Annotated in this window: 11 protein-coding genes; 4 read left to right on the plus strand and 7 right to left on the minus strand. The window is 69.6% G+C overall.

Annotation, left to right across the window (positions count from 1 at the left end):
* From ACZ6Z4_RS09965 to ACZ6Z4_RS09995, 7 genes are all read right to left on the minus strand, one after another.
* A complete protein-coding gene (locus ACZ6Z4_RS09965; RefSeq protein ID WP_465560841.1) occupies window positions 1-2,451 on the minus strand; it encodes a DNA gyrase/topoisomerase IV subunit A in 2,451 nt (816 codons plus the stop codon).
* Window positions 2,452-2,613: 162 nt separating this feature from the next.
* Window positions 2,614-2,808 carry a hypothetical protein gene (locus ACZ6Z4_RS09970; protein ID WP_465560845.1) on the minus strand — a complete coding sequence of 65 codons (195 nt, stop codon included), beginning with the start codon at window positions 2,806-2,808 and terminating at the stop codon, window positions 2,614-2,616.
* 159 nt (window positions 2,809-2,967) lie between these two features.
* On the minus strand, window positions 2,968-3,819 hold the full coding sequence (locus ACZ6Z4_RS09975) for a carbohydrate ABC transporter permease (RefSeq protein WP_363676910.1): 852 nt from the start codon (window positions 3,817-3,819) through the stop codon (window positions 2,968-2,970).
* Window positions 3,816-4,718: a carbohydrate ABC transporter permease gene (locus tag ACZ6Z4_RS09980; RefSeq protein WP_363676909.1), complete on the minus strand. Its 903-nt coding sequence runs from the start codon at window positions 4,716-4,718 to the stop codon at window positions 3,816-3,818. The genes ACZ6Z4_RS09975 and ACZ6Z4_RS09980 overlap by 4 nt, the downstream gene beginning before the upstream one ends.
* Window positions 4,719-4,721: 3 nt before the next feature.
* Window positions 4,722-6,068 (minus strand): type 2 periplasmic-binding domain-containing protein, encoded by a 1,347-nt coding sequence (locus ACZ6Z4_RS09985; RefSeq protein ID WP_465560850.1) that lies wholly within the window; start codon window positions 6,066-6,068, stop codon window positions 4,722-4,724.
* A 233-nt stretch (window positions 6,069-6,301) separates the two neighbouring features.
* The gene (locus ACZ6Z4_RS09990; protein ID WP_465560853.1) at window positions 6,302-8,287 is read right to left on the minus strand and encodes an FtsX-like permease family protein; all 1,986 of its coding nucleotides are present in this window, start codon (window positions 8,285-8,287) and stop codon (window positions 6,302-6,304) included.
* Window positions 8,288-8,321: 34 nt separating this feature from the next.
* Window positions 8,322-9,125: an ABC transporter ATP-binding protein gene (locus ACZ6Z4_RS09995; RefSeq protein WP_465560857.1), complete on the minus strand. Its 804-nt coding sequence runs from the start codon at window positions 9,123-9,125 to the stop codon at window positions 8,322-8,324.
* A gap of 108 nt (window positions 9,126-9,233) precedes the next feature.
* Here ACZ6Z4_RS09995 and ACZ6Z4_RS10000 point away from each other — a divergent pair, with 108 nt between their 5' ends.
* From ACZ6Z4_RS10000 to ACZ6Z4_RS10015, 4 genes are read left to right on the plus strand one after another with little or no spacing between them, the layout of a single operon-like run.
* The gene (locus ACZ6Z4_RS10000; RefSeq protein ID WP_465560862.1) at window positions 9,234-10,508 is read left to right on the plus strand and encodes a sensor histidine kinase; all 1,275 of its coding nucleotides are present in this window, start codon (window positions 9,234-9,236) and stop codon (window positions 10,506-10,508) included.
* Window positions 10,490-11,149, plus strand: a complete 660-nt coding sequence (locus ACZ6Z4_RS10005; protein ID WP_363676904.1) for a response regulator transcription factor — start codon at window positions 10,490-10,492, stop codon at window positions 11,147-11,149. The genes ACZ6Z4_RS10000 and ACZ6Z4_RS10005 overlap by 19 nt, the downstream gene beginning before the upstream one ends.
* A gap of 28 nt (window positions 11,150-11,177) precedes the next feature.
* Window positions 11,178-11,594: a CoA-binding protein gene (locus ACZ6Z4_RS10010; protein WP_465560865.1), complete on the plus strand. Its 417-nt coding sequence runs from the start codon at window positions 11,178-11,180 to the stop codon at window positions 11,592-11,594.
* Window positions 11,595-11,627: 33 nt separating this feature from the next.
* A complete protein-coding gene (locus ACZ6Z4_RS10015) occupies window positions 11,628-12,050 on the plus strand; it encodes a TIGR03667 family PPOX class F420-dependent oxidoreductase (RefSeq protein WP_465560868.1) in 423 nt (140 codons plus the stop codon).
* Window positions 12,051-12,109 lie beyond the last annotated feature (59 nt).

A 12,109-nucleotide genomic window follows, 5' to 3' on the forward strand; every position in this document is an offset into this window, starting at 1 on the left:
TCAGCCTGCCAGGTCCGGGGCGCAGGCGGCGATCGGCTGAGCCACCGGTACGCCGGAACCGTCGCGCCGCGGGTCGACCGGCGGCAGGTCCACCGGGGCGCCGCTGGTGGCGCTGGCCTTGACCGGCGCCGTACCGACGAAGCCGAAGAGCAGCCCGTCCTCACCCTTGAGCAGCCGCTGGCAGCGGACGCCTCCGGTCGCGCGGCCCTTGGCCGGGTACTCGCTGAACGGCGTCACCTTCACCGCGCCGACCTCCGTCCCCGGCAGCGCCGACGAGGAGCCCGCGATCGTGACGACGTGCGCCTCGCGGGCGGCGTCGACCGCGCCGAAGTACACGACCTTCGCGCCCGACGACAGCCGGATGCCGGCCATACCGCCCGCTGTCCGGCCCTGCGGGCGGACCGCCGAGGCGGGGAAGTGCAGCAGCTGGGCGTCGCTGGCGATGAAGCAGAGCTCCTCGTCGCCGGTGGCCAGCTCGACCGCGCCGACGACCTGGTCGCCGTCGGCGAGCCGGATGATCTCCCAGGAGTCGCGGTTGCTCAGGTGGTCGGGCACGATCCGCTTCACGACGCCGGTCGCCGTACCGACCGCGAGGCCGACCGACTCCGGGTCCATCGTGGTCAGCGCGAGCGCGCGCTCGCCGGCCTCGAGCTCGACGAACTCGGCGATCGGCGCGCCACCCTGCAGGTTCGGCGCGCTGGCCGTCGTCGGGACGGCCGGGAGGTCGAGCGACTCCAGCCGGATCAGCCGGCCGGCGCTGGTGACGAGACCGTACTGACCGCGGGCGGTGCTCTTGATCGCGGACACGATCGCGTCGTGCTTGGCCCGGCCGTCGGCCGCACCGAACGGCTCGACGCCGTTCGTCCGGGCCAGCAGCCCGGTCGAGCTCATCAGCACCCAGCACGGGTCGTCGGTGACCTCGAGCGGTACGGCGGCGGTCTTGGCCGCGCCGGACGACTCCAGCAGCACCGTACGCCGCGGCGTCCCGTAGGTCTTCGCGATCTCGGCGAGCTCCTCGGAGACGATCTTCTTGAGCAGTGCCGCGTCGTTGAGGATCGCGGTCAGCTTCTCGATCGTCGCCTCGAGCTCGGCCTTCTCGGTGTCCAGCTCGAGCTTGCTGAACTTGGTCAGCCGCCGCAGCGGCATGTCCAGGATGTAGTTGGTCTGGACCTCGGACAGGTCGTAGATGTCCATCAACCGCGTCCGCGCCGCGGCGGCGTCGTCGCTGGTCCGGATGATCTGGATGACCTCGTCGATGTCGAGGATCGCGACCAGCAGACCGTCGACGATGTGCAGCCGCTCCTCGGCCTTCCGCTTGCGGAACTCGCTGCGCCGCCGGGTGACCGAGTAGCGGTGCTCCAGGTAGACCTCGAGCAGCGAGCGCAGCCCGAGGGTCTGCGGCTGGCCGTCGACCAAGCAGACCGCGTTGATCGAGAACGAGTCCTCGAGCGGGGTCAGCTTGTACAGCTGCTCCAGCAGCGCCTCGGGGACGAAACCGTTCTTGACCTCGATCACCAGGCGGGTGCCGTGGCTGCGGTCGGTGAGGTCCTTGACGTCGGCGATGCCCTGCAGCTTCTTGGCCTGGACCAGCGTCTTGATCTTCTCGATCACCTTCTCCGGGCCGACCGTGTACGGCAGCTCGGTGACCACGATGCCCTTCCGGCGCGGGGTGACGTTCTCGATCCGCGCGGTGGCGCGCATCTTGAAGCTGCCGCGCCCGGCGGCGTACGCGTCCTTGATGCCTTCCAGGCCGACGATCTTGCCGCCGGTGGGCAGGTCCGGGCCGGGGATGAAGCGCATCAGGTCGTCGAGGTCGGCGTCCGGGGTCTTGATCAGGTGCCGCAGGGCCTGGATGACCTCGACCAGGTTGTGCGGGGCCATGTTGGTGGCCATGCCGACGGCGATGCCGGCCGCACCGTTGACCAGCAGGTTCGGGAAGGCGGCGGGCAGGACCGAGGGCTCTTCCTCGCGGCCGTCGTAGTTCGGCTTGAAGTCGACGACGTCCTCGTCGAGACCGTTGGTCATCGCCAGCGCGGACGGCGCCATCCGGCACTCGGTGTACCGCATCGCGGCGGGGCCGTCGTCGAGGGAGCCGAAGTTTCCGTGGCCGTCGATCAGCGGGACCCGCATCGACCACGGCTGCGCCGTCCGGACCAGGGCGTCGTAGATCGCGCCGTCACCGTGCGGGTGGTACTTACCCATCACTTCACCGACGACGCGGGCGCTCTTCACGTGCCCGCGGTCGGGACGGATGTTGTTCTCCGCCATCGAGAACAGGATCCGCCGCTGCACCGGTTTGAGGCCGTCCCGGGCGTCGGGGAGCGCGCGGGAGTAGATCACCGAGTAGGCGTACTCCAGGAAGCTGGTGCGCATCTCGTCGGAGACGTCGACGTCGAGGATGCGCTCCTCGAAGTCCTCGGGTTCGGCGGTGGTGCTGGTACGGCGTGCCATGCGGGTCTGTGCACTCCTCGGTGGTGCCGGCTGTTAGGCGCCAACCCTACGACGCCGTACCGACAACTCCCGCCAACGACCTGCCCCGAGCTGCGGCGACCCGTGCCGCCCGGATCTGCTCCGGGCGGCACGGGCGGACAGCCGATCAGTCCCGGCGGGTGATCAGATCGCCACGCCGGTGATCCGGACGGAGCCGGTCTCGTCGCCGGTGATGCGAACCGAGCCGGTCTCGTCGCCGGTGATCCGGACCGAACCGGTCTCGTCACCGGTGATGCGGACCGAGTCGGCCATGGCGACGGCCGGAGTGGCGAGCAGGCCCGCGGTCAGCAGGGCCCCGGCGATGATGCGCGTGCGCATGGGTGATCCTTCCTGTTGGCCGGTCTGCGCGGCCGGTGGAGGTTCCACCGGCCTGGACCGGTACCGACGATCGTCGGTACGCCGGGGGCCGGTACCGCGGGGTTCTCGTGAGGTTCGAAGAGTTTGTGCCAGGGATCTCCGAGTGTTAGCCGGGCGTGGTCAGGTCTTGGATCCGGACAAAGCGATGCCCTGCACGATCTGGCGCTGGGCGACGACGAACACCAGCAGCATCGGCAGCGCCGCCATCGTGGTGGCCGCCATCAGGCTGGTCCAGTCCGAGGAGTAGGCGCCCTTGAACTGGTTGACGACCAGCGGGACGGTGAAGTTCTCGTCGCTGTTCAGGAAGATCAGCGGCGAGAAGAACGAGTTCCACTGGCCGAGGAAGACGAAGATCCCGAGCGCCACCAGCGGTGTCCGCAGCAGCGGCAGCACGATCGTGGTGAAGATCCGGATCCGGCCGGCCCCGTCGATCGCGGCCGCCTCCTCCAGCTCCAGCGGCAGGCCGCGGATGTACTGGCGGAGCAGGAACACCCCGAACGCGTTGAACAGCGCGGGCGGGACGATCAGGGCCAGGTGGGTGTCGATCCAGTGCAGCTTGCCCATGATCACGTAGAGCGGGATCACGGTCAGCTGGAACGGCACCATCATGGTGGCCAGGAAGACCCCGAACAGGGCCCGGCGGCCGGGGAACCGGATCCGGGCGAAGGAGTAGGCCGCCATCGAGCAGGTGAGCAGCGTCAGCGCCGTCACCAGGGCGGCGATGTAGACGCTGTTGAAGTAGGCCCGGGCGAAGTCGGCGCCCTGCCAGGCGGTGGCGAAGTTCTCCGGCTGCCAGACCTTCGGGAACAGCTTGGGCGGCTGGGCGAAGATCTCGTCCAGCGGTTTCAGCGCCGAGAACAGCATCCACAGGAACGGGACGAACATCACCAGCGACCCGGCGACCAGGATCAGGTGCAGCGGGATCCAGGACGGGCGGAAGCGGCGAGCGGCGTCGTGCGTCGAGAGTCTCATTCGGTGTAGTGCACCCACCTCTTCTGGGCGAGGAGCTGCAGACCGGTCAGGGCCAGCAGGATCAGGAACAGGTAGATCGCGATCGCCGCGGCGAAGCCGAACCGGAACTCCCGGAACGCGACGTTGACGATGTCGTAGACGATCGTGTGGGCTCCGGCCGGCGCCGTGGTGTCGAAGAAGAAGAAGATGTAGTCGAACACCTGGAACGACCCGATGATCGAGGTCACCGACAGGAACAGGATCGTCGGCGACAGCAGCGGCACCGTGATCCGGCGCAGCTTCTGCCACTCCGAGGCGCCGTCGATGTCGGCGGCCTCCATCAGCGCCGGCGAGATGTTCTCCAGGCCGGCCACGAACATCACGATCATGTAGCCCAGCCCCTGCCAGATCGACACCAGGACGATCGCGGGGATGACGGTCTTGGGGTCCTGCAGCCAGTCCGGCGGGTTCGGGATGCCGAGCGACTTCAGCGCGGCGTTCAGCGGGCTGATCTCCGGGTTCAGCAGCCACAGCCAGATCGCGGCCACCGCGACCGACGAGGTGACCTGCGGCGCGAAGAAGAAGACCCGGTAGAACGACTTGAGCTTGTGCGCCTTCTGGATCATGAACGCGAAGAAGAAGCCGGTGAGCATCAGCCCGGGGACCTGCAGGACCGTGAACCACGCGGTGTTCAGCCAGGACTGGCGCAGCTGCGGCGTCTTCCAGACGTCGATGAAGTTCTGCAGCCCGACGAAGGTCCGGGAGCCGAACCCGTCCCAGCTGGAGAACGACAGGATCAGCGCGAAGACCAGCGGCCCGAGCATGAACACGACCAGGCCGATCAGCTGGGGGGTCAGGAACGCGTACCCCCACAGCGCCTCGGCGCGCTGCTTGCGCCGTACGGCGGCAGCGGTCGGCATGCCTCAGCTCCCGTTGTTGATGAACGTGCAGATCTTGTCGGCGAACGTCTTCGCGTTGTCGCCGGCCTTGATCGACTTGTCCATCTCGGTGCCGAGGTTGGCCCCGACCGTGGCCTTGGAGGCGATCGCCGGCGGGATCGCGTAGCCGGCCTTGGCGACGTCGGCGAACCAGCCGCCGTGCTCGGGCAGGTTGCCCTCGGTCACCACGTCGTCGAGGCCGGCGGTCGCCGGTACGGCGTTGCCGCCGCCGGACAGGCGGGCCTTCTGGCCGTCCTTGTTGACGAAGCGGGTGGCGAAGTACATCGCGGCCTCGGGGTCCTTGGCCTTGGCGTTCACACCCATCGCCGCGGTGTAGACGATCGTCGAGGCGACGCTCTTGCCGTCCTCGGACGCGAACGGCGCGATGTCGTAGCCGAACTTGAGCTTCTTCAGGTTCGGCAGGATCCAGCGACCCATCTGGCAGCTGGCCAGCTGCTGGCCGTAGAACAGCGCGTCGACGCCCTGGCCCTTGGGCAGCGTGCCGCTGTAGGTGATCTTCCCGGCCGCGAGCCCCTCCCAGATCCACTCCAGGGTCTCCATCGACTTGGCGTCCTCGTTGAAGACCGCGTTGCGGCCTTCGACGGTCTTGCCGCCGAACGCGGTCATCCAGCTGAACAGCGGGCCGAAGCCGCCCTCCAGCACCATGCCGCGCTTGCCGGTGGCCTTGATCTTGGTCAGGAAGTCGTCGAGGGCGTCGCGGTTCCAGGTGCCGTTCTCGTGCCGCTGGGCCGGGTTCTCGGTGACCCCGGCGGCGGCAGCCATGTCCTTGTTGAACCAGAACACGATCGGGTTGCAGTCGACGACCAGGCCGTACGTGCCGGGGCTGCCGTCGGCGGGCTTGCACCACTCCATCAGGTTCGGGTAGAGCGAGTCGAGCTTGAGCGGGGACTCCGGCTTGGAGGTGAAGTCGGTGAAGTCCATCAGGTTCTTGGACTGGATCAGCCGCTGCATCGCGACGTCCTGGACGTAGAAGACGTCCGGCGCGCTGCCGCCGGCCAGCTGGGTGAGCAGCTTGGCGCCGTAGTCGCCGACGACGACCTGGAAGTCGGCCTTGGTCCCGTACGCCTTCTCGTAGTCCTTCGAGATCTGCCGGAACCGCTCGGCCTCGCCGGGGTTGGCCCACGACGCCCAGGTGACGGTACCGCCCTTGCCGCCGCCGCCCTTGCCGGCGTCGGCCGAGGTGCCGCCGGCGCTGCCGTTCGCGCAGCCGCTCAGCAGCGCGCTCGAGCCGACGCCCGCGACGGCCGCGCCGGCCAGGAAGGTGCGCCGCGAGATCGGTCGTCCGCCGGCGGGGTTGGTGAAGATGGGCATGAGGAACCTCCTGGTGGATGTGGTTGCCTACGGCAACCTCAGCACCTCCTGGCGGGCAGGCCTCGTGCGCGTTTCTTCCTTCACCGGAGGCGGGAGGCTGCTGGTCGGCGACCAGCCGGGAGGGTTCGGTGTTGCCGTGGAAGGGGTCGGGGGCGGTGCTTGCCGACGATCTTGCGGCGACCCGTCACCAGTGTCAATATTAATTCGTAAATTAGTATCAATCTTTTGTTCTGTCATTCTGCCGCCGCCGACGGATGCGAGTGGCGCAGGATGAACGCGGTCGGCGCGAGCGCGGAGCCCGCGGTCAGGACCAGGCAGATCGTGCCGATACCGAGCAGCGTTCCCCAGGGGACCGTGGTCGGAACATCGGTGAGCCCTTCGCTCATCGCGTGCCGGATCAGCGCGCCGACGGTGCCGGTGATGACCGTGCCGAGGGTGAGGGCGACCGCGCCGACCAGCGTCGACTCCCACAGCACCATCCGGCGGATCTGCGCGGGCGTTGCTCCGAGCAGGCGGGACGTGACGAACTCGCGGCCGCGCTGCAGGCTGCCCATCAGGAGCGTGTTGACGATCGCGATCGCGCTGTAGAGCGCGGCCGGGCCGAGCAGCAGGATCAGGCCGAGCTGGTTGCCGTCGCGGACGCCTTGGCCCTGCTCGGCTTCCCAGGTGGTGGCCGGTACGGCGTGCGCGCCCGGGATCGTGTTGAGGGTGTTGATCAGCGCGGCGGTGTCGGTGCCGGGGGTGGGCAGGACGAAGTAGCGGGTCGGGTTCGTGGTCGGGGCGTGGGCCCGGGCGAGGTCCTGGGAGACGAGCATCGAGGCGTTGATCTCGATCGCGGTGCGGACGATCGCGACCACCCTCAGCCGGGCGGCCGCGCCGTCGGTGAACGTCACCGGGATCTCGCTGCCGACCTTGTAGCCCTCGTAGCCGGCCAGCTCCTTGCTAACGGCAACGGTGTTCGGCTGCGAGAGCGCGGTGAGATCACCAGAGAGCGCTTCCAGCCGCCGGGCCCGCGGGGCCACCGTGGTGTCGATGCCTTCGGCGTCCTCGAGATCGGCGGAGTCGCTGCTGACCCGGATCACGGTCAGCGGGATCGCGGCGTCGACCGCGGCCACGCCGGGCGTCGCGAGAACGCGCTCTCTCGCGGACCCGGACCAGGCGCCCTCCTCCGTCGGCGTGACGACGACCGGAGCGAGCAGGGTGTCGCGGATGCTCGCCGTCGAGGCGTCGGCGGCGAAGCTGAGCGTGAGCACCAACGAGCCCGCGATCGCCGAGATGGCGAGGATCGGAGCCGCGAGTGACGCCGTACGGCGGGGAGCCGCGACCACGTTGCTCTGGGCGAGAAGGCCGGAGATGTTGGTCCAGGCGACCAGCGGCATCGCGAGCAGGTGGCCCAGCAGCGGCATGATCAGCGGCGCGAGCAGCGTGAGCGCGACGACCAGCAGCATCGGCGTGAACATCGCGAGCGGAACGACGCCCTCGCCGGTGCCCGGGCGGATCAGCGCGAGCAGGACGATCGAGCCGGCCAGGACCAGCAGGCCGAAGACCACGCGGACCGGACCGATGCGTGGCGGTTCGAGCGCGGCCTCGCGGAGGGCGTCGATCGCGCCGATCCGGCCGGCGCGGCGAGCGGCCGAGCGGGCGCCGAGCATCGCGACGACCAGGCCGATCGACATCGCGATGGCCAGGGCGATCCACGGGCTGGCCGGTTCGAGCTTGACCGGCGCGAGATCGGTGTACGACGCCTTTGCGAGCAGCAGTGGGGTCGCGAGCAGGGCCAGCGCGGCGCCGGTGACGGAGGCGGCGAGCGCGACGACCAGGGCTTCGCCGAGGATCATCCGGCGGATCTGCTTCGGGGTCGCGCCGACGAGCCGGAGCAGGCCGATCTCGCGGCGGCGGGAGGCGACGGCGAAGGCGAACGTGCTGGCGATGACGAAGATCGTGATGAACCCGCTGATCGTCCCGACCATGCTGAGCACGACCTGGAGACCGGAGACGTCCTCGCCGGTCGGGTTGACGTGGACCGTGTGCGGGGCGGTGCCGTCGCCGCCGGGGAGACGGACCGGGATCGTGGTGCCGGGCGGTGCGTCGTACGCGATGGTGGCGGCGGTGGCCGTCGCGGCGAGGCCGAGGAGGAAGACGCCGACGGCCAGGGCGACGAACGAACCGGCGTACAGGGATCGGTGCCGGCTGACCGTTTGACGGCTGAGGAAGAACATCGGGACTCCAGGTCGATCGGGTCGGCGAGCGGGATCAGCGTTCGAGGTCGCTCATGGCGGCGGCGATCTGCTGGGGCGTGCCGCGGTCGAGGGAGCCGGCGACGAGGCCGTCGGACAGGAACAGCACGCGGTCGGCGTACGCGGCGGCGACCGGGTCGTGGGTGACCATGACGACGGTCTGACCGCTGCGGTCGGTTGCTGTGCGCAACAGGTCGAGGACCTGGCGGCTGGTGCTGCTGTCCAGGGCGCCGGTCGGCTCGTCGGCGAAGAAGACCGCCGGCTGGGTGATCAGCGCACGGGCGATCGCGACCCGCTGCTGCTGGCCGCCGGAGAGCTCGGCGGGCCGGCGCTTGGCCTTGTCGGCGAGTCCGACCTGCTGGAGGACGTCGTGCACGTCGGTACGCCGGGGGCGCCGGCCGGTGAGGCGGAGCGGGAGGGCGACGTTGTCGTAGACGGTGAGGCTGGGGAGCAGGTTGTAGGCCTGGAAGACGAACCCCATCTCCTGACGGCGCAGCTTGGTCAGCTCGACCTCGTTGAGGCCGTGCAGCGGGATGCCGTTCAGGACGACCGCGCCGGTGGACGGCTTGTCGAGGCCGGCGGCGCATTGCAGGAGCGTGGACTTGCCGGAGCCGGACGGGCCCATCACGGCGGTGAACGAGCCGCGCTGGAAGTGGTAGGTCACGCCGCGCAGCGCGTCGACCGAGCCGGCCTTGGACTTGTAGGTCTTGGTGATCCCGTCGAGCAGCAGAGCGGGGGGATGGGGGTGGCCCGGAGGCCCTGGCGGCTGAGCCGCCGGGCGGTGCGGGATGGGCGTCTGCTGGGGCGCGATGCTCGTCATGCTTCTAGCGAAGCGTCCGGCTGGGCTTTGTGCGCTGGCCTGTGCACGAGTTCAGAGGTAGCGCGTGAGCTACCGTGCGGCGGCCTGTTCGGGACCTAGGGTTGCCGTGTGGAGGGACCGGAGTCCGCGTGGGCGGCGTTGACGACCAAGCGGTACCTCGTGTCGTCCTGGCCCTGGCGCTCCTACGCCTACCTGCTCAGCTCGATCCCGCTGGGCATCGTCACGATCGCCGTCCTGCTCGTGTCCGTCGGCATCAGCGCGCTGCTCAGCCCGCTCGTGGTCGGCATCCTGCTGCTCACGCTCTTCCCCCTGTACGGCGTACTGATCGGCACGATCGAGCGCGGCCGTGCGCGGCTCGTGCTCCCGCGCGGCATCGCCAGCCCGCACGCGAAGATGCCGCCGAACATGACCCGCCGCGAGCGGCTCAAGTTCCGGCGCCGCGAGCAGGCGTCGCTGCGGGCGCTCGGGTACGGCGTACTGCTCGGCACGTTCGTGTGGCTGTTCAGCGCCGCGTTCGCCGGGCTGAGCGCGGCGACGCTGGTCCTCACGCTGCTGGCGCCGATGATCGCGACCGACGACAGCATGGGGATGGGCCCGTGGATCCTCGACACGACCGGTGAGGGGTTCCTGTTCCTGTTCACCTTCGGGCCGGTGTTCTACGTCGTCTCGTCGTACCTGCTCGGTGTGCTCGCTGCTGTCGAGGCGTCGCTGGCCAAGGCGCTGCTGGGCCCGCGGGAGGAGGAGCTGCGCCGCAACGTCGCTGAGCTGCGCCGCTCCCGGCTGGACCTCGTGGACGCGTTCGAGACCGAGCGGGCGCGGATCGAGCGGCACCTGCACGACGGCGTCCAGCAGCGGTTGGTGGGGCTCACCATGACGCTGGGGCTGGCGGAGCTGGACCTGCCGGAGGGCGAGAGCAAGCGGCTGGTCGTCAAGGCGCATGGGGAGGCCGAGGCTGCGCTGGCTGACCTGCGGGAGGCGGTGCGTGGCATCCACCCGCGCGTGCTCGTCGACCTGGGGCTGGAGGCCGCCGTACGGGAGGTGGCTGACCGGATGCCGATGCCGGTCTCTGTGCAGGTGGCGCTGCCGGAGCGGCTGCCGCCGCCGATCGAGGCGGCGGCGTACTTCGTGGTCAGCGAGGCGCTGGGGAACGTGGCCAAGCACGCTTCAGCAACCAACTGCCACGTCCAGGCGTGGATCAACCGCGACCGCCTGGTGGTGACTGTCACCGACGACGGCCGGGGTGGCGCTGACCCGGCGCAGGGGACCGGGCTGACCGGTCTGGTCACCCGGCTGGACGCTCTGGGCGGCACACTCGACCTGTCCAGCCCACCTGGTGGGCCCACGCGACTACGGATGGAGTGCCCGTGCCGGCTCGTCGACTGAGCATCGTGCTCGCCGAGGACTCGATGCTGCTGCGTGAGGGGCTGGCGAGCATCCTCGACCGGGCCGGGCACGAAGTGCGGGACGCGGTGGGCGACGGGGACGCGCTGGTGGCCGTCGTACGGAAGTCGCCGCCGGACGTGGTGATCACTGACGTGCGGATGCCGCCGGGGCACAGCGACGAGGGCCTGCGGGCGGCTGCGGCGATCCGGGCCGAGCTGCCGGCGATCGGGATCCTGGTGCTGTCGCAGTACGTCGCTGACGCGTACTTGTCGTCGCTGCTGGAGACGACGACGGGTGGGATCGGGTACCTGCTGAAGGACCGCGTCGGGCACGTGACGGAGTTCCTGGCGTCGCTGGACCGGGTCGCCGAGGGCGGGACGGTGGTGGACCCGGAGGTCGTGCGGCAGCTGCTGGCCCGGCGGCGGGACGACGGGCCGCTGGCCGCGCTGACGCCACGGGAGCTGGAGGTGCTCGCGCTGATGGCCGAGGGGCGGGTGAACGCGTCGATCGCCGCGGAGCTGGTGGTGAGCGAGGCGGCGGTGCGCAAGCACGTCGGGAACATCTTCGCCAAGCTGCACCTCGAGGACGGGCTCGACCGGCGGGTTTCGGCGGTGCTGACCTACCTGAGACGACAGGCATGAATTCGCCAGGTTGAGAGAAGATCGAGGTATGGCGAACTGGGCTGACGAGAGCGACATCCGCAAGATCCTGGCCGACTGCCAGACCTGGGCCGTGGTCGGCCTGTCGAACAACACCAGCCGGGCGGCGTACGGCGTGGCGCGGTTCCTGCAGCAGCACGGGAAGCGGATCGTGCCCGTCCACCCGTCGGCGGAGACCGTGCACGGGGAGCAGGGGTACGCGACGCTCGCCGAGATCCCGTTCGCGGTGGACTGCGTGGACGTCTTCGTCCGGTCCGAGCTGGCCGGTGCGGTCGCGGACGAGGCGGTGGGAATCAACGCGCGGGCGGTCTGGTTCCAGCTGGATGTGGAGGACCCGGACGCCTACACCCGGACGACGGCCGCGGGACTGACGATGGTGATGAACCGCTGCCCGGCGATCGAGTGGGGACGCCTGGGCCCGAACTGACCGTTCAGCTCAGCTCAGCGACGAGGGGTTCACATGTTCACGATCGATACGTCGGACGCGTTCGGGGCGCGGATCGCGAAGCAGTTGGCGGGGGAGCAGGTGATCTGGCTGACCACCGTCGGCAAGTCGGGGACGCCGGCGCCGAATCCGGTCTGGTTCCACTGGAACGGGCGGGAGGTGCTGGTCTTCAGCCAGGCGGGCAAGGCGAAGGTACACAACGTCGAGCGGTCGCCGCGGGTGGCGCTGCACTTCAACGCGACGTTCACGGGTGGGGATGTCGGGGTGATCTCCGGGGACGCGCGGGTTGATGCCGGTGGTGCCACGGCTGAGGAGCTCGAGGTGTACAACGCGAAGTACGCCGAGGGGCTCGCGGGGCTGGGGATGAGCACGGAGGACTTCCACCGGGACTATCCGGTGCTGATCCGGATCTCTCCGGAGAAGCTCAGAGGATTCTGACCACGCATCTTTCAGGTACCGGCCACCTGATCGGTGGCTGGTACTCGAGAGATCGGCTG

Source organism: Kribbella sp. NPDC104740, assembly GCF_055583505.1.

Excerpts from the sequence above, each read along its gene's own strand:
- ACZ6Z4_RS09965 (WP_465560841.1), bottom strand. The coding sequence starts at position 2,451 with ATGGCACGCCGTACCAGCACCACCGCCGAACCCGAGGACTTCGAGGAG.
- ACZ6Z4_RS09970 (WP_465560845.1), bottom strand. The coding sequence starts at position 2,808 with ATGCGCACGCGCATCATCGCCGGGGCCCTGCTGACCGCGGGCCTGCTC.
- ACZ6Z4_RS09975 (WP_363676910.1), bottom strand. The coding sequence starts at position 3,819 with ATGAGACTCTCGACGCACGACGCCGCTCGCCGCTTCCGCCCGTCCTGG.
- ACZ6Z4_RS09980 (WP_363676909.1), bottom strand. The coding sequence starts at position 4,718 with ATGCCGACCGCTGCCGCCGTACGGCGCAAGCAGCGCGCCGAGGCGCTG.
- ACZ6Z4_RS09985 (WP_465560850.1), bottom strand. The coding sequence starts at position 6,068 with ATGCCCATCTTCACCAACCCCGCCGGCGGACGACCGATCTCGCGGCGC.
- ACZ6Z4_RS09990 (WP_465560853.1), bottom strand. The coding sequence starts at position 8,287 with ATGTTCTTCCTCAGCCGTCAAACGGTCAGCCGGCACCGATCCCTGTAC.
- ACZ6Z4_RS09995 (WP_465560857.1), bottom strand. The coding sequence starts at position 9,125 with ATGACGAGCATCGCGCCCCAGCAGACGCCCATCCCGCACCGCCCGGCG.
- ACZ6Z4_RS10010 (WP_465560865.1), top strand. The coding sequence starts at position 11,178 with ATGGCGAACTGGGCTGACGAGAGCGACATCCGCAAGATCCTGGCCGAC.
- ACZ6Z4_RS10015 (WP_465560868.1), top strand. The coding sequence starts at position 11,628 with ATGTTCACGATCGATACGTCGGACGCGTTCGGGGCGCGGATCGCGAAG.